This window comes from Hymenobacter nivis (assembly GCF_003149515.1).
Classification (GTDB): Bacteria; Bacteroidota; Bacteroidia; order Cytophagales; family Hymenobacteraceae; genus Hymenobacter; species Hymenobacter nivis.
The window spans coordinates 973,536-999,682 of the sequence record NZ_CP029145.1 but is presented as its reverse complement, the minus strand read 5'-3'; the positions used below and the strand labels follow the sequence as shown (position 1 = coordinate 999,682).

The following is a 26,147-nucleotide window of genomic DNA, read 5'->3' as shown; positions in this document are numbered from 1 at the left end:
CGGCTTATCTTCGCCGCCCATGCACATTCTCCAAGTAAGCCCGCGGGTGCCATTTCCGCTGCACGACGGCGGGGCCATCGGGATTTACAACATCACGGCCGGGCTGCTGCGCGCCGGCCACCGCGTCACGATGTTAGCCATCAACACCCCCAAGCACTACCAGCCCGCCGACGCCCTGGCCCACCTGGGCCCCAATTTCCGGCTGGTAACGGTGGCAGTGGACACGCGCCTCAAGCCGCTGAAGGCGCTGCGAAACTTGCTGTTTTCCGGTATGCCCTACAACGTGGAGCGGTTTATCAGCTCGGAGGTAATCGGCGCGTTGGTGGCACTAATTCAGGCCGAAAAATTTGACGTAATACAGTACGAAGGCACTTATATGGCTTGGTACCACGAGTGGCTGGCTTCGGAAGAATTGACGCCTGAAAGGACCGTGAGTGTACTACGTGCCCACAATATTGAATATGTCATCTGGGAGCGACTCGCGAAGGGCGAGAAAAATTCGGCGAAACGTCGGTATTTAAGCCAGCTAGCTACCCGGCTACGTAGTTTTGAGAAAGAATATCTGTGGTGTTTTGACGGCGTAGCGGCTATTACTGAAGAAGATATTGTGCGCCTGAAGGAGCTGGGCTGCCCCGAGCCCATTGCCCTGATTCCGGCGGCCGTGGAAATGAGTTCCTTTCAGCCCGACCCGGCTATTGAGCCCCGGCTGCGCTCCGTGTTCATGATTGGCTCGCTGAACTGGCTGCCCAACTTGGAGGGCCTCGACTGGCTGCTGCGCGAGGTGTGGCCCGCTGTGCACGCCGAGCTGCCCGATTTGGAGTTGCACGTGGCCGGCACCGGCACGCCGCCCCACTTGCTGGCCCCGCGCACGGATAACGTGTTCATCCACGGCTTCGTGGACTCGGCCGCCGCCTTCATGCGGCAATACGATTTGATGCTGGTGCCGCTGCTGAGCGGTGGCGGGATGCGCGTCAAAATCATCGAGGGCATGGCCCTGGGCAAAGCCATTCTCAGCACCGGCCTGGGGGCCGAAGGCATTGCCGTGCGCGACGGCCACGATGTGGTGCTGCGCGACGGGCCCCCCGCCTGGCAGGCCGCCCTGCGCGACTACTACCACGGCCGCCTGCCCGTGGGGCCCCTCGGGGCCGCCGCCGCCCGCACCGCCGCCGATGTGTACGACAATAACCGGGTGACGGAAAGATTTGAGGCGCTGTACGCGCAACTCGGGACGGGGCAAGCCGTGCCCGCCCCGTGATGCCGGGCTCCTACCTGGTGCTGCTGGTGCTGGCCGCCGTGTTTTGGGGCAGCTTGCTGCTGGTGGCCCACAGCTACGTGTTGTTTCCGTGGCTGCTGGCCCGCTGGGCGCGTAATAAGTCCCAGAACGCCGCTGTGTGGGGGCCCGAAGACCCCGATTTGCCGGCAATCGACGTCCTGCTGGCCGCCCACAACGAGGCAGCGGTCATCGAGAAAAAAGTCCGGTCCACCTTCGCCACCACGTACCCGGTAGAGAAAATACGCTTGCTAGTGGGGTCCGACGCGTCCACCGACGACACCAACGCCCTGCTCGAAAAACTGGCCCGGCGGCACCCGCAGCTGCACGTAGTGGCCCACGCCCAGCGCCGGGGCAAGCCGGCCGTGGTGGAGCAGTTGGGCCGGCAAGCCACCGCCCCGGTGCTGGTGCTGACGGATGCCAACGTATTTTTTACCCCCGACACGCTCTACCACTTGGCCAAGCACTTCCGCCAGCCGCGCGTGGGGGTGGTGGGCGGCCACATCCTCAACCCCGCGCACGGGGCGGCGGGCATCTCCGGCCAGGAAAAAGCCTACCTGGAGCGCGAAAACCAAATAAAGTACCAGGAGGGCGTGGTGTGGGGGGCCATGATGGGGGCCTTCGGCGGCTGTTTCGCGGTGCGCCGGGCGGCTTATTTTCCAGCCCCGGCCGCGTTTCTGGTCGATGATTTTTACGTAACGCTGGCCGCGTTGCGCGCCGGCTACCGCGCCATCAACGAGCTGCGGGCCCACTGTTACGAGGACGTGTCGGACCACCTGCCCGAAGAGTTCCGCCGCAAGGCGCGCATCGCCACCGGCAATTTCCAGAACCTGAAAGAGTTCCGGGCCCTGCTGTGGCCGCCGTGGCGCGGGGTGGCGTTTGCGTTTTGGTCGCATAAGGTGCTGCGCTGGCTCACGCCGGCGCTGCTGCTGGCGCTGCTGGCGGCTACGGCGGGGCTGGTGGCGCGGGGTGCGGGCTGGTTTTACCAACTGGCCCTGGCCGGCCAACTGGTAGTTCCGGCGCTGCTGCTGCTCGACGGGGCCCTGCGCCGCCGGGGCCGGCACTCGCGGAAGCTGCGCTTCGTCACCCACTTCTACAGCATGAACGCGGCGCTGCTGCTTGGCGGCTGGCGCTACCTGCGCGGCGCGGGGCCCCCGGTGTGGCAGCCCACGCAGCGGTTTCAACGGGCATCGGAGGGCCGGGGGTAACTTCGCGGCGGCTTGGGCGGTTGAGAAGGATGTTTGCGCAGCGCTGACAAGCAAACGGGCAGGACCGCGCCGGTTTGTTTGTCCACACCGCCCACTGGCCTGGCCCTTGGCAACAATTTATCAATTAGCAATTCAGTAATTTATTCCATGCTCGATACCATTGAATCCGCCATTGCGGACCTGCGCGCCGGTAAAGTCGTTATCGTAGTGGACGACGAGGACCGTGAAAACGAGGGCGATTTCATTTGCGCCGCCGAGGCCGCCACGCCCGAAATCATCAACTTCATGGCCACCCACGGGCGCGGCCTGGTTTGCGCGCCCCTCACCGAAGCGCGCTGCGACGAGCTGGGCCTGGAGCTGATGGTGGGCCGCAACACGGCCCTGCACGCCACGCCCTTCACGGTGAGCGTGGATTTGCTGACGAATGGCGTGACCACCGGCATCTCGGCCTCCGACCGCAGCAAAACCATCCGGGCCCTCGTGGACCCCACCACCAAGCCCGAAGACCTGGGCAAGCCCGGCCACATTTTCCCCCTTAAGGCCCGCCGCGAGGGCGTGCTGCGCCGCGCCGGCCATACCGAAGCGGCCGTGGACCTGGCCCGCCTCGCGGGCTTCGCACCGGCCGGCGTGCTGGTCGAGATTTTGAAGGAAGACGGCGAGATGGCCCGCCTGCCCGACCTCGAAAAAGTGGCCAAGCAGTGGGATTTGAAGCTGATTTCGGTGCAGGACCTCATCAAGTACCGCCTGGCGCAGGAGAGCCTGATTCAGCGCGAGATTTCGGTGCAGCTGCCCACCGCCTGGGGCGATTTCGACCTTTATGCCTACACCCAGCGCTCGAACGGGGCCCAGCACCTGGCCCTGGTGAAGGGCGACCTCAGCGACCCGGCCCCGATGCTGACGCGCGTGCACAGCTCGTGCATCACGGGCGATATTTTCGGCTCGTGCCGCTGCGACTGCGGGTCCCAGCTGCACCAGGCCATGCAGCAAATCGACTACGAGGGCCGCGGCGTGGTAGTGTACATGAACCAGGAAGGCCGCGGCATTGGCCTGATTAATAAGCTGAAAGCTTACAAGTTGCAGGAGCAGGGCCGCGATACGGTGCAGGCCAATGAGGACCTGGGCTTCCGGGGCGATGAGCGCGACTACGGCGTGGGCGCCGCCATCCTACGCGACCTTGGCATCCGCCAGATGCGCCTGCTCACCAACAACCCCAAGAAGCGCACCGGCCTGGCCGGCTACGGCCTGGAAGTGGTGGAAACCGTGCCCATCGAAATTGCCTCCAACCCGCACAACGCCACCTACCTGGCCACTAAGCGCGACAAAATGGGCCACGAAATCCTGCGCGACGCCGAGGCGGCCCTGGTGACCAGCGCCGGGGCCCCGGCGGCTTAAAAGCGGTGCCAGCGTACAAGCACTAAGAGGCTATTTAAACAGGGAATATTTCTCCATTAGAACGGTACTTGCTGCCCGCTGGTACCAGTCGTTGAATACCAGCTCTATTTCGTCCACTTCGAATGTGCCGATGAAGTGGTGCTGGTATTTTTCGATTTTAGCCAGCAGCGTCTTAGTGTACAGGATGTTGGCCCGGAAGCGGATGATGGTGGAATGGGCCGTTTGGATGCTGTAGCGCTGGTCGATGGACTGCTGCAAGGCCGAGTGCTGGAAGTGGGCGCGGGTGCGGTCGCGCAGCTCGGCCAGGCCGGGGCCGATGGGCGTGCCCTGCACGATGATGCCGCCCGGCGAGGCCGTGAGGCCCGAAAAGGTGACGCCGAACGGCCGTACGGGCCCCACAATCTCGCGCACGGCCGCCCGGTACGCCGCGGCGTCAATCATGGGCAGCGCGAACCCGCGGTAGCACGAGATGATGGACAACACGGTGAGGTGCACGTCGGAAGCCGGGTAGTAGTACTGCTGGGGCTCGGCGCGGCGAAAATCAGCCATAATAGTTTCGATGGCGGCTGTGATGCGGGCCGGGGGCCGCGCCAGCAGCGTGATGCCGCGGCGGTCGTCATCCGGTGAATCAATCAAGGGGTCCAGCTCGGCTTGTCCATGCGCCAGCCGGTGGACGGCGGCGGCGCGCATGGCGTCGTAGTGCGCTTGGAGGTTCATGCGGGGCATCTTTTAGGGCCCCGGCTGTGATGTCCGGGGCCCCAAAGGTTGCGCCTCGGCCCAAAATACGCGGGCTGTTCCGCTCCGGGGCCCCACGTGGCCAGCAGTTCCCGCGCCAGCACGCGGGGCCCCGGGGCGCAGGGCTTCCCGCGCCATTTCCGGCACATCCCGCAAGGCCAGGCCGTTGTGGGCGTGCAGCCGAGACTTTCTATCCCAAAAGCCCCTGCCAGCACGAACCCGAAGAATGCCGCCGCGCGCACGGCGCAGGCCATACACGGCCTCGGCCCGGTCCGCAAACTGCTCTACGCCGCTGGCCGTCGCCGGGGCCCCGGCCGGTGGCGCTTACCCTGCCGCCCGCACTAACTTCCTGCCGCCCTGCCCGCTGCTCCGCTGCTGCTGCCTGGCCCGCCCTGCCCGCCGCTGCCTGAGCCCCCACCCGCGACACGCTGCACCGCTGGCGCAGGTGGTGTGCAAAACGCGCCTGGCCCTCAGTCCCTTGCTCAACCAATGGTGGCAGGCCACGTTCTGCGTCACGCCCCGGGGCCTCAGCACGGGGACCGTGCTCTGCGCTGGCGGCTCGTTTGAGGTGCTGTTCGATTTTCGGGCCTATCGGCTGCGGCTCTTCACCAGCGCCGGAGCCCCCGTGCAGCCTGCCACGGCCGCGTCCAGCACCGAAATGGGCAAATTCCTGCTGCCCTACGAAGCCGTCCGCACCGCTCCCGACCCCCGCATCGCCGTACTCGATTTCTGCCAGAATACATACTAAGCCGCCGCCGCTCTGGCCCACTGGAACCGGAAAGGGCTGGAAATAGGGTAGCGCGGACGCTGCAAGTCCGTGCGGCTGCACGGTCGTTCAACGGCTACTCCGTGGGTAGCTCGCCAGCCCCCAACCAGCGGGCCACGGGGTAGCGGTTGTGGGTGGGCTCGTGGTAGGCCGAGTGCTGGTACACCCATTCGAGCTGGGCGGGGCCGCTGGTGGCCAGCTTAGCATCGGCCTGGCGGGCGGCTTCGAGCTGCTGGCGCAGGGCCGGGTCGCGGCGCAGCAGGTCGGCGGCCAGGTCCTCAAACACGTAGTCGGAGTAGTGCTCTTTCTGCTGCAAAATGCTGTCGAAGAAGCCCCAGGCGAAGAACGAGTCGGTGGCTTGGGGCTCCAGGGTTTCCACGAGGTAGCGGGCGGCGGGCTGGGCCACGCGGGCCACGTAGTCGCCGGCGCGGCAGGCCACGGGGGCCCCCACGGTGCGCAGGCGCACTTTGCTATGCAGGTAATGGCCTTCGTAGGCGCGGGGTACGGTCTGGAAATCCTCCACGTAGTACGTCTCGGCGGGCACGGTCACGTCCTGCGCCAGGCGCTCCAGCTGCACGCCGTTGCGGCGCAGGTTGTCCACCACCTCGGCCCAGGCTTGCGGGATGAGGTAGGCCGTGGGGGCCCCCACGGTGGCCGTGGGGTGGGCCGTGTTGGTGTAGGGCACGGGCCGGGTGTAGGGCCGGGCGCGGTCGTAGTACAGGCGCGGCTGGCCGCTGACTTCGCTGGGCCGGTGGCCGGCCTCGTAGCCGCGGAACTGCACGGTTTCGCTCGGCTTATCGTCCAGGGCCCAGGCCAGGGGGAAGGTGGTTTGGGTGGCCTGCGCGGCCAGGGCCCCGGCACGGGCGGCCAGCAGGGCGGGGGCCTGGCGCTGCACGGTTTCGAGTATGGTTAGCAGCAGGTCGTAGGTGGCGCGCACGCGGGGCCCGAAGGCCTTCAGCATGTGGGTTTCGGGCATGAAGCCGATGGTGTGGAACAGGGCCGCGTAGCCGGTGGAGTAGCGCGGGCTCTCCAAAAACGCCTGCATTCCGCTCTCCGGCGTTTCGCCCGCAAAGTCCACGTACGGCGTCATGGCCCACTTTTTCTGGTCCATGCCCTTGTATAGCGCGGGCAGCAGCTGCTGTTGCAGGTAGGCCCCCAGGGCCGGCGCCAGCTTGCTGGGCTGGGTCGGAATGAGCGTCATCGTGTACTGGTAATCGGCCCCGTTGGAGGTGTGGGTTTCCACGAATACCTCCGGCTGCCACTTCTGAAACAGCGCCGCAAACGAACGGGCGTTGCGCGTGTCCTGCTTCACGTAGTCGCGGTTCAGGTCGAAGTTGCGGGCGTTGCCGCGGAAGCCGTAGCTGGCCGGGCCGTCCTGGTTGGCGCGGGTGGTGGCGTTGCGGTTCAGGGCCCCACCCACGTTGTAAATGGGCACGATGACGACCGTGACGCCCACCAGCAGCTTGGCTAGCCGCGGCTGCTGCACCAGGTCGCGGGCCAGCATCATGCTGGCGTCGATGCCTTCGGGCTCGCCCGGGTGGATGCCGTTCTGGATGAAGAGCACCGGCCGGTGCAGGGCCCGCAGGTGCACCGGGTCGGTGTCGCCGTCGGCCGACAGCACGACCTCGTGCAGTGGCAGGCCGCAGTCGGTGGGGCCCGCCTCGCGTAGGCTGATATGGCCGGGGTAGGCGGCGGCCAGCTTTTGGTAGTAGGCCACGCACTCGGCGTGGGTGGCGGTGGTGTTGCGGGCCGGATCTAGCTCAAACGGAGTGCGCCAGGCGGGGGCGGGCGGTGGGGCGGGGGCGAAGGCAGGCATCAGGGCGGCGAAGAGTAAAGCGAACATGGCTGCAAATTCCACCAAAAAGCCGAACCGCACCCGGGGCCCTCGCGTACCTGTGCCCAGTACCGTTGCTTTTCTCATGTCCGACTCGCCCCTCGCTTCCGCCGCTCCTCGTCCGCTCGTCCTCGTTTCCAACGACGACGGCATCACCGCCCCCGGCATCCGGCATTTGGTGCGCATCGTACAGGCCCTGGGGGCCGAAGTGGTGGTAGTGGCGCCCGACTCGCCGCAGTCGGGCATGGGCCACGCCATCACCATCGGCCAGCCGTTGCGCCTGACGGAAAACCGCGTGTTTGGGCCCGACGTGGCCGCCTATCAGTGCTCGGGCACACCGGCCGACTGCGTGAAAATCGCCAAGCACTACGTGCTGAAAGACCGCACGCCCGACCTCGTGGTGTCGGGCATCAACCACGGCTCCAACGCCTCGGTGAACGTGCTGTACTCGGGCACCATGTCGGCGGCCATCGAGGCGGCCATCGAGGGGCTGCCGGCCATCGGCTTTTCGCTGTGCGAGTACGGCGACAACGCCGATTTTTCGCACGTGGGGCCCTGGGTTACCCAGATTTGCCAGCATGCCCTGGCCCACGGCGTGCCCCCCGGCACGGCCCTGAACGTGAACATTCCCAAGAAGTCAGCCGGGCCCGTGGCCGGCCTGCGCCTCTGCCGCCAGGCCCGCGCCAAGTGGCAGGAAGAATTTGACGAGCGCCACGACCCCTACCAGCGCCCGTACTTCTGGCTCATCGGCTCGTTCGTGAACCTCGACCCCGGCACCGACACCGACGAGTGGGCCCTGGCCCACCAGTACGTGTCCATCGTGCCCTGCCAGTTCGATTTTACGGCCTACCGCGGCCTGGAATTCCTCAGCCAGCAGTGGCAACTGCCGCTGCCCGCCGCCAGCACCGCCGTTACGCCACCTCAGCCCATTCCGGCCGAAGACTACGGCATTGCCGCGCCCGAACTGGGAACCCACGGGGGGAAATAGAGCAATTCCAAACTTACAGGTCGGTAGTCAACAACCTTAGGGCCGCTCTATGGCCGCTCTATGGCCGCTCTATGGCCGCCGCGCGCACCGTCCGCACGGTTTTGGGCCGGCCGGGGCCCCAGGCCGACTTGCGCACTACTACCGGCGCACCTGGCGTAGGGCGGCGTGCGCGGGCCCGGTGGCGGCCCGTCGCCACCACGCCCAGCACCAACGCTAGCGCCAGCGCAAGGAAAAACACGTATTTCATAACCCGAAGGGTAGGGGCAGCAACCACGGCAGGAAGCTAGGACCCAGTGGGTGAAGCCTCCGTGAATCGCGGCGCCAGCGCCCTAGCCCGCTGCCGGCCCAAACTCCACTACGAAGGCCGTGCCCTGGCCCAGCACTGACTCGGCCCGCAGCGTGGCCCCGTGGAAAGCGGCAATGGTTTGGGCGATGGGCAGGCCCAGGCCGTAGCCCTCCGGGGCCCCCGGGCCGGGCGCCGAAAACCGCCGGAACCGGTCGAACAAGTGGGGTAGGTGCTCGGCGGCGATGCCGGGCCCCGTGTCCTCCACCCGCAGGGCGTAGCCGCCGGCCAGCACGGGCCGCCCCACAATACGGATGGTGCCGCCCATGTGGTTGTACTTGATGGCGTTGGCCAGCAGGTTGCGCAGCAGCGTGTGCAGCAGCGTGGCGTTGGCGCGGCGCAGCACCCAGTCGGGTTCGAGGTCCACGGCCAGGCTGATGTCGCGCTGCTGGCGGCGGTCTTCGAGTTCCTCGGCCACATCGCGCGCGGTTTGCGTGAGGCTCACCACTTCGTCGCGCAGGTACTGCTCGTTCTCAATGTTGGCGATGAGCAGCAGCGTGCGCACCGTGTTGCGCAGGCGGTAGAGCGTGCGCTGCGACTCCACCACCTGGCGGGCGTGCTGCTCGGGCAAGGTATGGTCTTGCAGCATGTTCTCGAAGCGCGACTGCAGGATGCTCACTGGTGTGAGCAGCTCGTGGCTCACGTTGCTCATGAACTCGCGCTCCTTTTCGAAAGCCGACTGAATCTGGCGCATCAGCGCGTTCAGGCCGTCGTCGAGGCGCCGGAAATCGGTGGTGCCGGTAGCGATGGGCGCAAACGAAAACTCCGACGGCTGCCGGATGCCGCGCAGCTTGCGGGCCGTGAGCTCGCGCAGGGGCCCCAGCAGGTAGTGGGCAAAGGCCACGTCGGTGAGCACCGTGCCCAGCGCCACGGCCACCAGCACCCACAGCGCCAGCTGCCGCAGCGTGTGCGTGAGCAGCTCTAGAGTGCCCAGCGACGAGCCAATTTCGAGCCGAAACGCCCGCCCGTCCGGTCGTTGGGCCGGCACGACGCAACTCAGGATGCGGAAGTCCTCCACCTCATTGTCCACCTGCCGGCGCTCCTCAAATACGCGTTCGGTGGGGCTGCCGGGGCCCAGCAGTAGCGGCGTGATGCTGATGTATTCCTGCTTGAGCAGGTTGTAGTCGGCATAGGTTTCGCTGCGCTCGGCGCGCACGAAGGCGGCCAGGCCGTCGCGCTGCACGAGGGCCAGCACCTCCAGCTTCTTTTCGTGGAGGCGCTGGTCGGTGTGGGCCACTGCCACCCGCTGCACAATGGGCGTGATTAGCAGCACCCCCAGCAGCACCAGCAGCAGCTTCGACAGCGCGTTGAACAGGGCCAGCTTGGTTTCTAAGCGCATCGGATGAGGTACAACTTTAAAGAATGCAAAAAGAACGTCATGCTGCGCTGCGTTCAGCATGACGTTCTTTCTGATGAGCGCCGGCCGCCTACGCCTCCGAGGCCCGGTAGCCGATGCCGCGCACGGTTTCGAGGAAGTCGGCGGGGGCGAACAGGGCCAGCTTTTTGCGCACGTTTTTGATGTGCACGTCGATGTAGTTCGAGTCGGAATCGTCTTCTAACACATTGCCCCACAGGTGCTCGCCGAGTTGCAGGCGCGTGAGCACCCGGCCGCGGTGCAGCAGCAGGTAGTGCAGCAGGTCGAACTCTTTTTTGGTGAGGGGCACCTCCTGGCCGCTCTGGCGCACAATGCGCGCCGTGGAGTCGAGGCTGAAGCCATCGCCGAACGTGATTTCCGTGCGCTTCAACCCAAACTTGCGGCGCGTGATGGCCTGCATCCGGCTCGTCAACTCCAAGAGGGAGAACGGCTTGGGCAGGTAATCATCGGCGCCCAGGTCGAGGCCGCGGATGCGGTCGTCGAGGGCCCCGCGGGCGGTGAGCACGATGAACGACGCCTCCTGGCCCTCGCGGGGCCGGGCTTCGCGCAGCAAATCGAGGCCGTCGCCGTCGGGCAGGCCCAGGTCGAGAAGCACAAAATCGTAGCTGTTGACGAACAGCTTCTCCGAAGCTTCGGAGTAGGTAAAGGCCGAATCGACCAGGTACTGGGCCTGCCGCAGGAACTGCCGCATTTCCTGGTGGAGGCTTTTTTCGTCTTCGACAAGCAGAACGTGCATGGCTGGGGTAGGGGGGAAATGGGAGAGAAGCCGCATCGGCGGTACAACATTCGGTACGTGATGGTTAGATAAAGATGAAGATTTGCTGTCGATTTGATGAAGAAATTTTTTTAGGGCACGCGTTGGGGCCCCAATTCCCCGTTCTTTGGCCCCCATCACGCATTTATTCTGTTTGCCATCAATGCCATGAATGTCACGAAGCCTTGGACGTTGCGCGCCGCGTGGGTCCTGTTGTTACTGCTGGTGCTGGCGGCCGGGTCTAGCCGCCGCGCCCGTCGCGCCGCCCGCTCTTACCGTGTACGTGGTGCGCCACGCCGACAAAGATCTTACCCCCGGCGCGGACCTAACCCGCCCCTGACGGCCGCCGGCCGGGCCCGCGCCGGGGCCCTGGCTAGGGCCCTGCGCCGGGTGCACCCGGCGGCGCTGTTCACCACCAATACCCTGCGCACCCGCGCCACCCTTGTCCCGCTGGCCGCCGCCACCGGCCTGGCCCCGTACCTCTACGACGCCCGGCAGCCGGGGGCGCTGGCCGACACGCTGCGCCGCGCCTACGCCGGCCGGGCCGTGGTGGTGGTGGGCCATTCCAACACGCTGCTACCGCTGCTGGCCGCGCTGGGGGCCCCCGCGCCAATGGCCGCTATCGGCGACGACGAATACAGGTATTTGTTCGAGGTGCGCGTGCCGGCCCAGGGCCCCGCCACGGTGCGCGTGCGCCACTACGGGGCAAAATAGCAAGCCTGGCCGTAGTTTCGGCGCGTGAAAAACCTCTGCTTTACACTGCTGAGCGATGCCGTGTCCTTGCTGGCCAGCTGCCACACTGCCCCCGACAAAACCACTCCGACTGCCGCTGCCGGGTAGGCTCTGGCCGTTGTTTCCAAAGATACCAGCACGGTTGAGCGAGCGGATAAGCCGCTCTTTACTGGCTACCATTGCTATCGGGGCACCGTAGGCGGCCAGCCCGTGACGGTGGAACTAACTATCGGGCCGATCGATAATTCGCGCAATGCTGCTACTGTATGCGAAGGCAGCTATACCTACGACCGGCACCCAGCCGGCCTATTGGTGCTGCACGGCCTCCGGCCATTTTATCCGCAGCGGTCCCTGGTGCTGGCAGAAGCTGACACAACGCGCCCCGGCACGCTCACTGGGCGCTGGGAGGCCAGTCAGTTTGCCGGTGCGGTACTCACGGGCACCTGGACGAGTCCCGCCGGCAAGCAATTGCCGTTTGAACTGCACGAAGATCACACCGATGGTCAGGGCCACCTGATGGCCGTGCGCTACGAGTTGCCAGACGAAAGGTAAGGAGTGATGCGGGCAACTATGCCTACCTCATTGAGGCTATCCACGCCGCCCGCTTTGACCGCAACGCCCCCGGCGACGACGACCACTACACCCAGCCTGGCGACCCGTTCCGCCTGCTGGGTGCAAAAGCCCAGGGAGACACAATTAAGAACATCGTGGGCCACGTAGACGGCATCGAGGGGCCCCTAGTAAACCATTACCAAGCGCCAGCCGGCGCCGTGGCTGAAGGTGGACGAGAAACCCGGCCGCGGCGTAGCCGACGGCCTGGGCGTGAAGCTGGACGATGACCATACTATCCATAGTATCGGCTAATCCAACGGTAAGGGGAACCACAACTGCCGCTACAATGGCGACCGCAGCGGCAAGCACGACTACGCGTCGGCCCCAGCCTTGGATAAGACCCCGCACGGCGCTAACTAACTGCCTGTGACGGGGCCCTGAGCCGTAGTAAAAAGCCCTTCAGCCATTGGCTGAAGGGCTTTTTACTACGGCTCATCCCAAAAAATATGCAAGCTGAACAATAACGGCGGGTCAGTGAAAGACGTACAATTAACTCATTGTCATTCTGAAGATTAAATGAAAATTTCACCATCCATTTGGGCGGCCGTGCTCACCAGCGGCACCCTGCTCTCCAGTTGCGGGCCTCAGCAATCGGCCAAAAAGAATGCCGATGCCAAGGCCACCGACCAAACCGCCGACGCCATTAAGAAGGCCGATACGGCCCGCATCGGCGCCACGCCCCGCCTGCTCGCCACCTTCCCTGACTCGCTGAATACGCCCGATGGCCTGGCCCTGGCCCCCGACGGCCGGGTGTTTTTGTCGATTCCTAATCTGGCCGATAACCAGTACCCGGCGCGCATCGTGGAGCTGACGGCCAACGGCTACCAGCCGTTCATCAACAACCTGCCCGTGGAGCCGACTACCAAAAAAGCTGCCCCCATGGACTTGGCTTTGGGCCCCGACGGTAACCTGTACTACGCCGAAAACCAGTACGAAAACAGTAAGGATTTTAAATCGCGCCTGATGCGGGTGCGCATGACGGGCGGCAAGCCCGGAGCCATCGAAACGGTGGTGGACAAATTTGCTTTGGCCAACGGCGTGGTGTGGAAAGGTAACGACCTGTACGTGACTGATAGCCAGTGGGACATGCCCAGCGACGACAAGGGCAGCGCTATTATGCACTTCACCTTGGCTGAGTTGAGCAAGCCCGGCACCATCCACCTCGTGCCCAAAACCAAGGACCCGCACGTGCTGGCTCAGTTCACGACGGCCGTGAACGAGACGGAAGTGGACAACGGGGCCGACGGCATCGACTACGATAGCCAGGGCAACCTCTACACCGGCTCGTACGGCGACGGCAAGCTCTACCGGGTGAAGCTGAAGCCCGACGGCACCTACGCCAGCCAGGAAGTAGTGACCGTGCAGGGTGCGAAAATTCCGTGCATCGATGGTCTGGTCATCGACCGTAAAACCGACAAGGCCTACGTTTGCAGTTCGCGCCTCAACGCCATCGACGTGGTGGGCCTGAAAAGCGGGGCCCACACGGTGCTCTCGCGCAACGGCGATACCGATGGGGCCAACGGCCTGCTCGACCAGCCGGCTGAAGTGCTGCTCAAAGGCAAGCAGCTGATTATCTCCAACTACGACGACCCTAGTAAGCACTTCGTCAACAAGAAGTCCGACGCTCCGCACACCGAGTCGGTCATCGACTTGAAGTAGCGCGGGCCGGGGCGTAGCATTGCCGCCGCCCTTACCCAAAACGGGCCCTACCTCCCCGCCAGTTTTCACCGGCGGGAAGGTGGGGCTCGTTTTGTAGGCGCTGGCTGCGTGCGGTTAAGCACTAATCTGCCGCGTGGCTTCGATGATGGCGGCGGCCACCAGCGCCGGCTGCATTATGACAAAATAGGTGGCTGCCGGGCACCGTGCGTGTCGTGGCATTAATTTTCTGCGCAATAGCATGCTGCATGTCGGGGTTCACGGTACGGTCCTCGGCCAGCCAGGTCAGCGGGTTTTGTGCCGCCGTCACGCGGTAGCCTTCGACTTTCAGCAGCGGAATAGTTTTGGCCCAGCCGGAGCCGTCCACCAACGCGCCGTGCACGAGCATAATGTTTTGGAAGCCCTGTGGGCTGGGCTGGGAAGGGCCGGGGGATGCGGAAAAAGATGGGGCCACAGAAATGGGTGTGCCTGGGTAATCGCCCTGCCTGGGGAGTATTTTAGGTCGGGGCCCTAATCCTGCATTTCCCAAGCGGTGCGGTAGCCGCCGATGCTTTCGATGTAGGCCAGCAGCCGTTTGAAGAACGGGTTGGCGCTGAGCGTGCTGGAGTCGCCCACGAGCAGCAGCTTGCGGCGGGCGCGGGTCATGCCCACGTTCATGCGGCGCACGTCGCTCAGGAAGCCGATTTCGCCGTGGTTATTGCTGCGTGTCAGGCTGATGGCGATGATGTCGCGCTCCTGGCCCTGGAACGAATCGACGGTGCCGATGCTGAGCATCCGATGAGTCATGAGTCCGTTCAGCTCGTCGTTTTCCTCCACTGCGTCCTTCAGGTAATTGATTTGGGCGCGGTACGGTGCAATCACGCCGATGCTGAGCAGGTCGTCCTCGTGGTCGGCGGGGTCGTAGGGCTCCAGCAATTGGGCTAAGCGCTTGAGTAGCAAGTCGGCCTCCTCGGGGTTGGCCGTCGAGCGGCTTTCGGGGATGGTGATTTCGGTGAAGCCGAAGCCGGCCGTGTCGAGGAATTCCACCGGCAGGTCGGGGGCGAAGCGCAGGTCGTAGTTCTCCAGGCCGGCGTGGCGCACGGTGGCGTAGGCCGTCAGTTTGCCGTCGTAAAACTGGTCGGAGCTGAACTGCATGATTTGCTCGTGCATGCGGTACTGCACCGTCAGCATCCGGGCCGCGGCGGGCTGGCGCTTGATGGCTTTCTCGAACAGCGTTTCGCGCAGGGCCCCGGCTTTCTCGCTTTTCACTGTTGGTGGCAGCTGGTGGTGGTCGCCGGCCAGTACCACGCGCTTGGCCTTGCTGATGGGAATCCAGCAGCCGGGTTCCAGGGCCTGGGCGGCCTCATCGATGAACACCGTCTCGTAGGTGAGGTGGCGAATGTTGCGGTTGGAGGCCCCCACCAGCGTGCAGGTAATCACCTGCACCTGCTCCAGCAAATCCTCCGTGATGTAGCGCTCCAAATCGTCGGCGGCCTGGTGCAGGGCCCGGGCTTCTTCCTTCAGCATGCGGCGCTGCTGCTGCTCTTCCCAACCAAAGTTGCGTACGTGCTTGCCGGCCGTTTCGCGGTATTGCTCGGCCGTTTGGCGCATACTGCGCAGCTCGTTGTAGCTCTTGTGGGCCATTACCTGGGCGTCGAGCGTGTGCTCGAGCAGCAGGTCCGACACCCGCGAGGGGTTGCCCATGCGGATGACGTTCACGCCGCGCTCGGCCAGCTTTTCGGTCAGTAAATCTACGGCCGTATTGCTGGGCGCGCAGACAAGCACCCGCCGTTCGCGCCGGATGGTTTCCAGAATGGCCTGCACCAGCGTCGTGGTTTTGCCCGTGCCAGGGGGGCCGTGCACGATGGCCACGTCCTGCGCCGCCAGCACGTGGCGCACGGCGGCTTGCTGCGAATCGTTCAGCGGGCTGGGGTAAAAAATATCGTCGGCTTTCTCGGCGCGGAAGCGGGCGGGCCGGGCCCCCAGCAGGATGTCGCGCAGCTCGGCCAGGCGGTCGCCGTAGGCCCCCATCACCTTGCCCAGGGCGTAGTCCATCTCGCGGTAGCTCACCTCGTCGAAGGTGAGGTCGATGCCCAGCTTGTGGCCCTCGGTCACCCAGTCGGGCAGGTCTTCCTTGGTGGTGGCCAGCAGTAGCTTGTTGCGCCGCACGCTGGTAATCACGCCGCTCAGGGTAGGCCGGTCGGTGGCCGCGCGCCCGGCCACGTTGCCAAACAGCGAGGCGTTTTTGCCCACCTGAAACAGGTGCAGGCCCTGCTGGCCGGCGGGGCGCTCCAGCTCCAGTACCACCTTGCCGCCGAAGCCCACGTCTTCCTTGGTGATGGTGACCGGGTACCAGGTGAGGCCCCGCTGCTGGCGCTCCTGAATGCTGGCCTTGGCGTTTTTGAGCTTGAACTGCACCAGGTCTTCCTGCTGTTCCAGCTTCATCAGGGCCTGCACCTGGCGCAGCTCTTTCTCGATGGCGTAAGGGTCGGTGGGGGGGAGGGTAGTTTCAGTCAAAAGAAAGCGGGTTGATTTCGTTACGAAGGGTAACAACGAAAAGGGGGAATGTGTGGTGGGGATACCAGCGAAAAATGACGGCCTTAATCTATCAGGGGCCTAAAATCGGGCATCAGCTGAAAATTGATGCGCACGGAATCGCCTTGCGCAATCTGTAACGGTGGCGCTTTCGACCAGAGTAGCCCTATCCATCCTGCCTGTACGGTGTGCCGGCCCGGGCTTACTACCTGTACATACCGCCCTGCTGCATCGGCAGATGTGCGGAATTGGTCGATTTTGATAAGGGTGACAGGAGCGGGTATCAATCCTCCATTCTCCAATATTTCATCGACTTGGCCCAATATAATGGCTTGTTTGGTAGGATTCGTTCGCCGCAGACGGGTGCAGGATGCGGGCGGCGGCCCCAGCCAACAAGTGGCCCTTTGACGTGGGGTATAGTACCGCTCGTATCCCGCCGCTAACTTTTTGCCCTGAGTATAGCTCGTGACATGAATTGTGCGCGGTACATGGCATCCTACTAAGGTACAGACGCAAAAAAACAGTCCGAGTAAAGCCAGATAGCCAATTATAGGACCTGTGTTTGTCTGATTGAACTCGTGCTCTACAGGTTTGGGAATGGCATAGTGCTGGGCCTCGTAGGCTTCGATAGTCATAGTAAGAGTATCCAACTCGTCAAATTCCGGTTTGCCGGGTTGAGCCAAAAAGATGGCTTCTACGCGGGCCAGTGTAGCGCGATAGTCAGCCTCGGTGCAGATGGGTTTGATAGCCATGACTCATTCACCTTGCGTCACAAATTGGCGGACGGCCTGGCTCACCAGTTGGTTGAGACTGATGCCTCGGCCCGTAGAAACCAGCGCGGCTTTGCGGTGTAACTCGGGGCCCAGGCGCACGTTGAAGCTGCCCGTGAAGGTCTTGTTGGGGGCCTTGCCTACCGCGGCGCACAGCGCCAGATAATCGTCCACAGCCTGCTCAAACTCGGGCCGGAGCTGCTTGGCCGAATCGGCCTCAAACGTCACCAAATCGGTGATGGCTTCGATTTTGCCGTGGAAAATCTCATCGGTCGCATTGTACTGTACCGAGCCGACGTAGCTTTTATAGATGAGTCCGTTTTCCATGAGTGAATAAGGATAAAGTAGCGGAAAGTCAGCAAATGCCCAGCAGGGTGATAATTTCCTTGAGTTGGTATTCTTTGAGAATGTTGCCCGGATGCGGTTTGTGCATACTGATGGCAACCTGGGTCGCCGGATTGAAAAATTGCCGGCGGCTGCCCGCCGTTTTGCCCTTGCCCAGGGCCTCGAAGCCGAAAGCCGCCAACAGCTTCACCAGCTCGTCCCAAGTAAAATCCTTGGGCTTGGCACAGAGCCGGGCCCGCAGTTTATCGAGTTGGGCCACTAACCAATGCACCTGAATTTTGGTTGCTAAAGGTAGACAAAATGCCGTGCTGTGCAAAATTTGGGAAATTTAGCTAATCCCGCCCCCAATCCACCGTGTAAGGAATATTCTACCCATTCCCTGCCTCGTGCGCCGCCTTTCATCCATCCTCCCCGCCGCTGCTTTCCTGGCGCTGCCCGCCTGGTAGCACCTATTCCAAACCCGACAAGCCGGTGAAGGTGGCTGCCGCCGCGCCGCCTGCCGTGCCCACCTCCGAAAGCGCGAAAAGCCTGGTGGCGGTGGCCCTGGCGTTTGGGCCATCCTGTTGGGGCTACTGGATGCCCCGGTGCGTAAGTCCTGTTTAGGAACAACTCTGGTAGCTACCAGCGAACGGCTCAACACTTAAGTGCTGGCTTTTGGCACCGCGGCGGGCCGGGGCTACGTTCTTTGGGCTTTCCCCGAGTTTCTTGCTGCCGCTTCGCTATGCGCTTCCCCGTTTTCTTGCTGCTTGGGCTGCTGGCCGCCGGGCCCCGGCCGGGGCCCTTGGCTATGCTGCGCAAAGACCTGAAAAAGGACTTCGGGGCGGTGGGCGACGGCCGTACCAACGACCAGGCGGCGTTTGTGCGGGCGGCGGCGTTTTTCAACCAGCGGGCCCAGGGGCCCGGCGGCGATGCGCCGGCGCTGCTCTTCATTCCGCGGGGCGTGTACGTGGTGGGCCAGCAGGCGGTTGGTCCTAACGGCTACCGCTGGGGGGCCGATGTGCTGCCACTGGTGGGCTGCCGCAACCTCACGGTGGCGGGCGCTGACAGCGCCCGCACTGAGATTCGGTACGCCGCCGGCCTGCGCTACGGCTCGTTCGACCCCGCCACCGGCCGGGTGTTTCAGCCGCCGCCGGGTTACTTCACCGATCGGGCCTACGCGGCCAGCGGCGGGACGTGCGTGCGGTTGGAACGCTGCGAAAACGTGGTGGTGGCCGATCTGGCCCTCAACGGCAACAGCCCGCAGCTGGCGGTGGGCGGCGCCTGGGGCGACACCGGCATCCAGCTGCCCTTCGACGGGGTGTTCGTGACAGATTCGCGCGGGGTGACGCTGCGCCGGGTTGCCGTGCACCACTTCGGCCGCGACGGCGCGCAGGTGCTCAACCACCTGGCCACCGGCCTGGCCGACCCGGCGCGGGAAAACATCCGCTTCGAAAACTCCACTTTCGACTACAACGGCCGCCAGGGTCTCTCGCTGACAGGGGTGCACGGCTTCCGGGCCGATCATTGCAGCTTCAGCCATACGGCCCGGGCCCGCAACGCCGGCCTGGGCCGGGTCCTGTTCTCGAACCCCGCCGCGGGCGTCGACGTCGAGCCCGAGGGCGGCACTGTGGCCCACCTGGCTTTTGTGGGCTGCTGCTTCGTCGACAATGGTGGCCAGGGCTTGGTTTCGGACCGGCCGGCTGGCTCGCACCCCCCCGCCACGGCCGACGTGCGGCTGGTGGACTGTACGCTTTGGGGCACCACCAACTGGTCGGCGTGGGTAACGCAGCCGGGCTTTACGTTTGAGAACTGCCGGGTGTACGGGGCCTTTGTGCACGGCTGCGCCGCCGCCACGGCCGCTGAGGCCACGCGTTTCGTGGGCTGCACCTTCGAAGACCGGTCCTACGCCGGCCGCCCGGCCCTGGGCCCCGGCCTGCTGCTCTCCGATCGCCACGCCCGCGGCCTGCGCTTCGCCGGCTGCCGCTTTGTTGCCACCCACGGGGCCTTGCTGCGCGCCGTGCCGCTGGCCGCAGACGCGGCCGATTCGGCCGCCGCATTTCATTTCCGCGGCTGCACGTTTGAGTGGAACGCGCCCGGGGCCCCGGTGGCCCCGGGCCCGGCGCTGCTGCTGGCGGGCCCGGTGTTCAGCGGCACCACTGTGTTCCGCACCGGCCCCGGCCCCAATGCGGCCGCTGGGGCCCCGGGTCCGCCGCCGGCGTTGGTGCTGGGCGACGTCCGGGCGCCCTTGCCGGCGGTGCTGTGGGCCCCGGGCCGGCTGGAGCTGCGGGTGCGCGGGGCGGTTACCCTCGTGCGGGGCCGTTTCGACGTGGCCCGGGGCTCCAGCCGGCCCACCGATTCGGCCCGGGTGGCGGTGGGAGCGGGGCACGCCCTGGCACTGGCCGCCGCCGCGCCCGGCGACACGGCCACGCTCTACCTCGGGCCTACCGCCCGGCTGGTCATCGAGCGGGGCGGGGCCCTGGAGCTGCGCCGCTACGCCCGCGTGGTGGTGGCCGGCCAGCTGGTGGTGGAAGCCGGGGCCTACTACGTCCGCGACCCGTTGGCCACCGTGCGCACCGAAGGCCGCGGCCAGTTGCTGGTGTCGCCCGCGGCCGTGCTGGCCCCGCCTTCGCCGGCCCAGCGGTAGGGGGGCTGTTACCCGGCCGTAGCAAAAGGCGCAGTTTCCCGCGGGGCTAGCGGGCCTGCCTGGTGAGCGCGAAGCGCGCGCTACTGCCGGAGCTATACTAAATACATTAGTTATTATTCAAATGCATAATACCCGCTACTTTTTTCAATTATACATTTGAGTATTGAGTTAATGCTCATCGGTGCTACCTGGGGGAGTATCTTCACAGTAATTATTCGATTGGGCGGCCATGAATCCCAATATTTACGGCCCTCGTCCACAAACTCGTTCGTAAACTTGCCCCTGGCAAGGCAATGCGGTGAGTCGTTGCGTCACCTTCTACTTATTACACATTTGGATTATATCGCCCCAACCGCCGCGTTCATTGAAGAGAAGTTTCGCCACGAGGGCAGCGGCCACGACTGGGCCCACATCCACCGGGTGTGGGCGCTGGCGCGGCGCCTGGCGGCCGATTCGCCCGGGGCCGACGCGGAGCTGACCGAGCTGGGGGCCCTGTTGCACGACGTGGCCGACTGGAAAGCCCACGGCGGCGACTACGAGGCCGGGCCCCGCGCTGCCCGCGCCTGGTTGGCTGGCCTGGGGGCTCCGGATGCCCTCATCGGCCGGGTGGAAACGCTCATTCGCGAGGTGTCCTTCAAGGGGCTGGGGGTGCCCACGCCGGTGTCGTCGGTGGAGGCTGCCCTGGTGCAGGACGCCGACCGGCTCGACGCCATCGGGGCCGTGGGCATTGCCCGGGCCTTTGCCTACGGCGGCCATAAGGGCCGCCCGCTGCATGACCCCGCCGTGCCGCCGGTGGCCCACGCCTCGTTTGAGAGCTATAAGCAAAGCACCGCGCCCACGCTCAACCACTTTTACGAAAAGCTGCTGCACCTGCACGAGCGTCTGCAAACCCCCGCTGCCCGGATCCTCGCCGCCGGCCGCCAAGCCTACATGGAAGCCTTCGTGGCGCAGTTCCTGGCCGAGTGGGACGGGGAGGCGTAGGGCCTTGCTGGGGTCCCAGCCGGCCGGCGCGCGGGTAGGAGCGGGGCGGCTACCTTTGCTACGTTTCAGCTCCCACTTATTCTTATCGCTATGGCCATCTCTACTGTTCCCTGCCGTTTGCGGGCCCTGGCTCTGGGTGGGCTGCTGGCCTTGGCCGCTGCCGGCTGCCGCACCTGCCCCATCGAGTCGTGCCACGTGCGCAAGAAGCACTTGCACAACGGCACTACCTACCGCGGCCAGCCGCTGTGGAAGAAGCAAAACCCGGCTGTGGGCGAGAAAATCCGTGTCTCGGGGCCCTCGGGAGCCAAGCCCCTCAACGACCGCAGCAAGCCCCTGAAGTAAGCACAGGACAGGGCCCCTGGAGCCCCACCAAAAGGCCCGCCTGGCTTGTTAGAACGGGCTTTTTGGCGTACCTTGGCGGGCGTAACGACACGACGGCGTTCACTTCACCCCGCGGCCGGCGCGGGCCCCGGTGGGGCCCGGCGGGCCGCTCTTTCACCTGGTATGGCAGACGGCGAAAAAATCATTCCGATCAATATCGAAGACGAGATGCGCGGGGCCTACATCGACTACTCGATGTCGGTCATCATCTCGCGGGCGCTGCCCGACGTGCGCGACGGCCTCAAGCCCGTGCACCGGCGCGTGCTCTACGGCATGAGCGAGCTGGGCGTATCCTACACCAAGGCCCACAAGAAATCGGCCCGCATCGTGGGCGAAGTGCTGGGCAAGTATCACCCGCACGGCGACAGCAGCGTGTACGACACGATGGTGCGCATGGCCCAGGACTGGAGTCTGCGTTACCCGCTGGTGGACGGCCAGGGCAACTTTGGCTCCATCGACGGCGACTCGCCGGCCGCCATGCGCTACACCGAGGCCCGCCTTAAACGCATCGCCGACGAGCTGCTCGGCGACCTAGACAAGGACACGGTGGACTTTCAGCCCAACTTCGACGACTCGCTGGAGGAGCCGAGCGTGCTGCCGGCCAAGCTGCCGAATCTGCTGCTCAATGGTACTACGGGCATTGCCGTGGGCATGGCCACCAACATGGCCCCCCACAACCTCACGGAGGTCGTGAGCGGCATCATTGCCTATTTGGAGGACCCCACCATCAGCGTGGCCGGGCTCATGGAGCACGTTACGGCCCCGGACTTCCCCACCGGCGGCACCATTTACGGCTACGAGGGCGTGCGCCAGGCCTTCGAAACTGGCCGTGGCCGGGTGGTGATGCGCGCCAAAGCCCGCTTTGAAACCAGTAAAACCGGCAAGGAGCAAATCATTGTTACCGAGATTCCCTACATGGTGAACAAGGCGTCGATGATCGAGAAGACGGCCGCGCTCATCAACGAGAAGAAAATTGAGGGTATTGCCGATTTGCGCGACGAGAGCGACCGCGACGGCATGCGCATTGTGTACGACCTCAAGCGCGACGCCGTGCCGGGAGTGGTGCTCAACAACCTTTACAAGTATACCCAGCTGCAAAGCTCGTTTGGCGTGAACAATGTGTGCCTGGTGAAGGGCCGGCCGATGACGCTGAACCTGCGCGAGCTGATTCACTACTTCGTGGAGCACCGCGGCGAAGTCGTCGTGCGCCGCACGCGCTTCGAGCTGGCCGAGGCCCAGAAGCGGGCCCACATTCTCGAAGGCCTGCTCATCGCCCTCGACCACCTCGACGAGGTTATTGCTCTGATCCGCAGCTCGCGTGACGGCGACCTGGCCCGGGCCCAACTCATTGCCCGCTTCGCCCTGAGCGAGGTGCAGGCCCGCGCCATTCTCGATTTGCGTCTGCAACGCCTCACGGGTCTGGAGCGCGACAAAATCGTGGCCGAGTACGAGGGCCTGATGCGCGAGATCGATCACTTTCAGGCTGTGCTGGCCTCGGAGGAGCTGCAGCGCGGCATCATCAAAACCGAGCTACTGGAGTTGCGTGACCGCTACGGCGACGCCCGCCGTACGGACATCAACTATGCCGGCGGCGATTTCTCGACCGAGGACATGATTGCCGACGAGGCCATGGTCATTACCGTGAGCCGCGAGGGCTACGTCAAGCGCACCAACTTGGACGAGTACCGGGCCCAGGCCCGGGGCGGCCTGGGGGCTCGTGGGGCCCTGAGCAAGAAGGACGACTTCACGGAGCACATGTTTGTGGCCACCACCCATGAGTACCTGCTCTTCTTCACTGAGCTGGGCCGTGTGTTCTGGCTGAAGGTGTACGAGGTTCCGGAAGGCGGGAAGGCCACCAAGGGCTTGCCCATCCAGAACCTGATTGAGATTCCGCGCGAGGATAAGATTCGCTCGGTGCTCAACGTGCGGGGCCTTAAGGACCCGGATTACCTGGAGAACACCTATCTCATGTTTTGCACCGAGCAGGGCACGGTGAAAAAAACCCCGCTGGAGGCCTATTCGCGGCCCCGCACGGCGGGCATCAACGCCATCACCATCAACGAAGGCGACCGTATCCTCGACGTGCAGCTGCTGGCCCCCAACGCCGAAGTGGTGCTGGCCCTGCGCTCGGGCCGCACCGTACGCTTTAACGAAGCCAAGGTGCGGACCATGGGCCGGGCGGCGGCCGGCGTGCGCGGCATTACCCTATCTGAGGCCCCCGGCGACCGGGTGGTGGGCATGGTGTGCATCGCCGACCCTACTCAGGAGCTGCTGGTGGTGAGTGAGAACGGCTACGGCAAGCGCAGCGCTCTCGACGAATACCGTATCACCAATCGCGGTGGCAAGGGCGTGCGGGCCATGAACATTACTGACAAAACCGGCCCGTTGGTGGCCATTAAAGATGTGAACGACACGGACGATTTGATGATTATCAACAAGTCGGGTATTACCATTCGCTTGCGTATGAGCGACTTGCGCACCATCGGCCGCGCCACTCAGGGCGTGCGCCTGCTGAAAATTGGCACCAACGACGCTATTTCGTCGGTGGCCAAAGTAACGGCCGACGACGCCGAAGCCGTGGAATCGGTTGACGGGTTGCCCGCTGGGGGCCCCGACGATGCGGTAGAGGCCTCCGTGGTCGCCCCGCTGGCACCCGACGCCACAGTTGACGCGTTGGGTACCGACGACGCCGACTAGGGTCGCGTTAGGTCTTTGTGCAAAAAAAGTAGGAGGGGGCGGGGCATTTGCTGCGCTCCCTTTACTTTTGAGCAGCCAACGGCGCGTTTTTTGCGCTTTAGGTAGGTCCGGTCCCGCGGACGGCGGGTGCACCGGGCGCTGCTTTTTTTCCTTCACCCTGCCGGGCGCGTCGCGCCCGGAGCCACCGCGCTTCGGCGCGCAACTGTTTTCCATCATGAAGAAAGTTCTTTTGACCCTGGCCGTGGCCGCTGCTTTGGCCGCCGTCGCGCCCGACGCGGCGCAGGCCCAGAACTCGGCCGTAACCAACGCGCTGCTGAACCAGAAAACCGGCCTGCTCGACAAGGCCCGCACCGAAATCGATAAGGCGGTGCTCGACGCTAAAACCAGTGGCAAGGCCAAAACCTGGTACACCCGTGGCGACATTTATGCCCAAATGCTAGGCAGCCCCATCTACGGCAAGCAGCTGCAGCCGGGCGAGGGCCTGCAAAAGGCATCCGAGTCGTTCAACAAAACCATCGAGCTTGATACCAAAACCGGTGAATACGGCAAGCTGGCCGTGCCCCAGCTCCAGAACCTCTACGGCCAGGCCTTCAACGCCGGCGTGGAAGCTTACAATGGCAAGGACTACGACAAGGCCATTGCCAGCTACCAGCTTGCCTCGAAGCTGAACCCGACTGACACCACTGCTGTGCTGTACTCGGCCTATGCCCAAGATGCGAAGCAGGACTTTGTGGGGGCAAAGGCCACCTACAATCAGCTGCTGGGCATGGAGGCCTACAAGGCTAAGCCGGCCCCGGTGCAGGTCTATAACCGCCTGCTCCAGATTGCCCGTCAGGACAAAAACGAGGCCGAGGCCACCAAGGTGTTGCAGCAGGCCTTGGCCGCGTATCCCAACAACAAAAACTTTATGCTGGAGGAGTTGAACGTGTACCTGACCACGGGCCGCGGCAACGAAGCCATCGAAAAAATCAACAAGGCCATTGCCGCCGACCCAGCTAATGCCTCGAACCTGTACGCAGTGCTGGGCGGGGTGTACGACCGCAACAAGCAGCCCGCGGAAGCGTCGGCAGCTTACCAAAAAGCCATCACCGCCGACCCGAATAATTTCGACGCGCAGTATAACCTGGGCGTGTACAACTATAATAAAGCGGCCGAAGCCTATACCAAGGCCAGCAAAATGGACCTGAAAACTTACCAGGTGTCGGGCAAAAAATACGAGGTCCAAGGCAAAAAGTATTTCGAGGACAGTGTGCCGTACTTTGAAAAAGCGCTGCAAATCAAGCCCGACGACACGGCCGTGATGCAAACCTTGCAGAAAGTGTACTTCCGCCTCGGTCGTACTGCTGACTCGGAGCGTCTCAGCGCTAAGCTGAAGAAGTAGTCGGTCTGTAAATCGAGTATGAGTAAAAAAGGCCCGGCCGTCGTTTGACGTCTGGGCCTTTTTTTGTTGCCACCCTGGGTAGCAGGGAAGGGTTCTTGGGGCGAAGGCCCGTAATTAAAGTAGATCAATTTAACATAATATAAATTATAAGACAAATAACTGATCCGCTGTTTTGTTCGCGATTAGGCTGTTCTGGTTTGTTGCTGCCATCTTGGTGTCAATATGCCACTGGTTCTGATGAGAGCTTGACTGGTTTTTATCAGTAATGTGTGCATTCGCATTGCTGCCTGGCGATTGAATTCAACGGTGCGCTTATCTTTTTGATGATTAGGTTCTGCCAAGGTGTACCTTAAATCAGTTTTTCAGTAATAGAAATCCGTGTCGCGTTCACAAATCAACAGCAGCGAATACGCACCTCTAAAATGCTCGAAGCTCCTGTGCTTGTTTCTGGCTTCGCGGCTAGCGAGCTTTTTACGAGTTTTAAGTGCAGTGCCCCTTGTGTGGACGCGAAAGCAATTGCTGTGTCCGATACAGTGTAGGGTTTTTGTTTGGGCGGCCATAGTATCTGAGTTGCCTGAATTTCTTAAGGTCCTCCCGCAATGGCGTTTTTCGAGTTGTAGCGGGTATCCCCTCCCACAGTCTCAATGCAAGTCATAAATATATTTTTATAGACCAATTTTTTAGCAGGTGTATTTAGGGTGACAATAAGAACTCCATAAGAAAAAAAAGTATATTAAAAGGCGTGGGAAAGTATTCATTAGTATAAAAAGTATAAATAATATTATACTTT

At 63.6% G+C, this 26,147-nt stretch carries 23 protein-coding genes; 13 read left to right on the top strand and 10 right to left on the bottom strand.

Annotated elements, in window-relative coordinates:
• Positions 1–19 precede the first annotated feature (19 nt).
• From DDQ68_RS04330 to DDQ68_RS04320, 3 genes are all read left to right on the top strand, one after another.
• Positions 20–1,255: a glycosyltransferase family 4 protein gene (locus DDQ68_RS04330; protein ID WP_109655164.1), complete on the top strand. Its 1,236-nt coding sequence runs from the start codon at positions 20–22 to the stop codon at positions 1,253–1,255.
• Positions 1,255–2,478, top strand: a complete 1,224-nt coding sequence (locus DDQ68_RS04325; RefSeq protein ID WP_109655162.1) for a glycosyltransferase — start codon at positions 1,255–1,257, stop codon at positions 2,476–2,478. Before DDQ68_RS04330 ends, DDQ68_RS04325 begins: the two co-directional genes overlap by 1 nt.
• A gap of 147 nt (positions 2,479–2,625) precedes the next feature.
• Positions 2,626–3,870, top strand: coding sequence for a bifunctional 3,4-dihydroxy-2-butanone-4-phosphate synthase/GTP cyclohydrolase II (locus DDQ68_RS04320; protein WP_109655160.1), 1,245 nt, complete (start codon positions 2,626–2,628; stop codon positions 3,868–3,870).
• Between the two features lie 30 nt (positions 3,871–3,900).
• On the opposite strand, the gene DDQ68_RS04315 is transcribed toward DDQ68_RS04320, so the two are convergent.
• On the bottom strand, positions 3,901–4,587 hold the full coding sequence (locus DDQ68_RS04315; protein ID WP_162549826.1) for a 2'-5' RNA ligase family protein: 687 nt from the start codon (positions 4,585–4,587) through the stop codon (positions 3,901–3,903).
• Between the two features lie 244 nt (positions 4,588–4,831).
• Between DDQ68_RS04315 and DDQ68_RS04310 the strand changes: the two genes are divergently transcribed.
• Entirely contained in the window at positions 4,832–5,353 is a 522-nt protein-coding gene (locus DDQ68_RS04310; RefSeq protein WP_211320225.1) for a DUF5996 family protein, read from the top strand.
• A 94-nt stretch (positions 5,354–5,447) separates the two neighbouring features.
• Here DDQ68_RS04310 and DDQ68_RS04305 read toward each other — a convergent pair whose 3' ends face one another.
• The gene (locus DDQ68_RS04305) at positions 5,448–7,214 is read right to left on the bottom strand and encodes a M14 family zinc carboxypeptidase (protein WP_109655157.1); all 1,767 of its coding nucleotides are present in this window, start codon (positions 7,212–7,214) and stop codon (positions 5,448–5,450) included.
• Between the two features lie 76 nt (positions 7,215–7,290).
• Here DDQ68_RS04305 and surE point away from each other — a divergent pair, with 76 nt between their 5' ends.
• Positions 7,291–8,193 carry a 5'/3'-nucleotidase SurE gene (surE, locus tag DDQ68_RS04300; protein WP_109655155.1) on the top strand — a complete coding sequence of 301 codons (903 nt, stop codon included), beginning with the start codon at positions 7,291–7,293 and terminating at the stop codon, positions 8,191–8,193.
• 58 nt (positions 8,194–8,251) lie between these two features.
• On the opposite strand, the gene DDQ68_RS04295 is transcribed toward surE, so the two are convergent.
• The 3 genes from DDQ68_RS04295 to DDQ68_RS04285 form a co-directional block, all read right to left on the bottom strand.
• Complete coding sequence (locus DDQ68_RS04295; protein WP_109655153.1) at positions 8,252–8,440, bottom strand: hypothetical protein; 189 nt, start codon at positions 8,438–8,440, stop codon at positions 8,252–8,254.
• 82 nt (positions 8,441–8,522) lie between these two features.
• Positions 8,523–9,875, bottom strand: a complete 1,353-nt coding sequence (locus DDQ68_RS04290; RefSeq protein ID WP_162549825.1) for a sensor histidine kinase — start codon at positions 9,873–9,875, stop codon at positions 8,523–8,525.
• 88 nt (positions 9,876–9,963) lie between these two features.
• Positions 9,964–10,647, bottom strand: coding sequence for a response regulator transcription factor (locus DDQ68_RS04285; RefSeq protein ID WP_109655150.1), 684 nt, complete (start codon positions 10,645–10,647; stop codon positions 9,964–9,966).
• Positions 10,648–10,833: 186 nt separating this feature from the next.
• On the opposite strand from DDQ68_RS04285, the gene DDQ68_RS04280 reads away from it, so the two are divergent.
• From DDQ68_RS04280 to DDQ68_RS04265, 3 genes are all read left to right on the top strand, one after another.
• On the top strand, positions 10,834–11,379 hold the full coding sequence (locus DDQ68_RS04280; RefSeq protein ID WP_109655148.1) for a histidine phosphatase family protein: 546 nt from the start codon (positions 10,834–10,836) through the stop codon (positions 11,377–11,379).
• A 234-nt stretch (positions 11,380–11,613) separates the two neighbouring features.
• Positions 11,614–11,949 (top strand): hypothetical protein, encoded by a 336-nt coding sequence (locus tag DDQ68_RS04275; RefSeq protein ID WP_162549824.1) that lies wholly within the window; start codon positions 11,614–11,616, stop codon positions 11,947–11,949.
• A gap of 576 nt (positions 11,950–12,525) precedes the next feature.
• Complete coding sequence (locus DDQ68_RS04265; protein ID WP_109655142.1) at positions 12,526–13,668, top strand: SMP-30/gluconolactonase/LRE family protein; 1,143 nt, start codon at positions 12,526–12,528, stop codon at positions 13,666–13,668.
• 121 nt (positions 13,669–13,789) lie between these two features.
• Here the strand turns inward: DDQ68_RS04265 and DDQ68_RS04260 are convergent, their stop codons facing one another.
• From DDQ68_RS04260 to DDQ68_RS04240, 5 genes are all read right to left on the bottom strand, one after another.
• A complete protein-coding gene (locus tag DDQ68_RS04260; RefSeq protein WP_109655140.1) occupies positions 13,790–14,053 on the bottom strand; it encodes a DEAD/DEAH box helicase family protein in 264 nt (87 codons plus the stop codon).
• Positions 14,054–14,175: 122 nt separating this feature from the next.
• Positions 14,176–16,161, bottom strand: coding sequence for an AAA domain-containing protein (locus DDQ68_RS04255; RefSeq protein ID WP_245897289.1), 1,986 nt, complete (start codon positions 16,159–16,161; stop codon positions 14,176–14,178).
• An 83-nt stretch (positions 16,162–16,244) separates the two neighbouring features.
• Positions 16,245–16,931, bottom strand: coding sequence for a helix-turn-helix domain-containing protein (locus tag DDQ68_RS04250; protein ID WP_109655138.1), 687 nt, complete (start codon positions 16,929–16,931; stop codon positions 16,245–16,247).
• Between the two features lie 3 nt (positions 16,932–16,934).
• A complete protein-coding gene (locus DDQ68_RS04245) occupies positions 16,935–17,276 on the bottom strand; it encodes a type II toxin-antitoxin system HicB family antitoxin (protein ID WP_109655136.1) in 342 nt (113 codons plus the stop codon).
• 28 nt (positions 17,277–17,304) lie between these two features.
• The gene (locus tag DDQ68_RS04240) at positions 17,305–17,553 is read right to left on the bottom strand and encodes a type II toxin-antitoxin system HicA family toxin (RefSeq protein WP_109655134.1); all 249 of its coding nucleotides are present in this window, start codon (positions 17,551–17,553) and stop codon (positions 17,305–17,307) included.
• 462 nt (positions 17,554–18,015) lie between these two features.
• Here DDQ68_RS04240 and DDQ68_RS04235 point away from each other — a divergent pair, with 462 nt between their 5' ends.
• From DDQ68_RS04235 to DDQ68_RS04215, 5 genes are all read left to right on the top strand, one after another.
• On the top strand, positions 18,016–19,917 hold the full coding sequence (locus tag DDQ68_RS04235; protein ID WP_109655133.1) for a right-handed parallel beta-helix repeat-containing protein: 1,902 nt from the start codon (positions 18,016–18,018) through the stop codon (positions 19,915–19,917).
• A gap of 333 nt (positions 19,918–20,250) precedes the next feature.
• Positions 20,251–20,898 (top strand): HD domain-containing protein, encoded by a 648-nt coding sequence (locus DDQ68_RS04230; protein WP_245897287.1) that lies wholly within the window; start codon positions 20,251–20,253, stop codon positions 20,896–20,898.
• Positions 20,899–20,988: 90 nt separating this feature from the next.
• A complete protein-coding gene (locus DDQ68_RS04225; protein ID WP_162549823.1) occupies positions 20,989–21,240 on the top strand; it encodes a hypothetical protein in 252 nt (83 codons plus the stop codon).
• A gap of 162 nt (positions 21,241–21,402) precedes the next feature.
• Positions 21,403–23,976, top strand: a complete 2,574-nt coding sequence (gene gyrA, locus DDQ68_RS04220; protein WP_109655127.1) for a DNA gyrase subunit A — start codon at positions 21,403–21,405, stop codon at positions 23,974–23,976.
• 214 nt (positions 23,977–24,190) lie between these two features.
• A complete protein-coding gene (locus DDQ68_RS04215; protein WP_109655126.1) occupies positions 24,191–25,357 on the top strand; it encodes a tetratricopeptide repeat protein in 1,167 nt (388 codons plus the stop codon).
• The last annotated feature ends 790 nt before the right edge of the window (positions 25,358–26,147 follow it).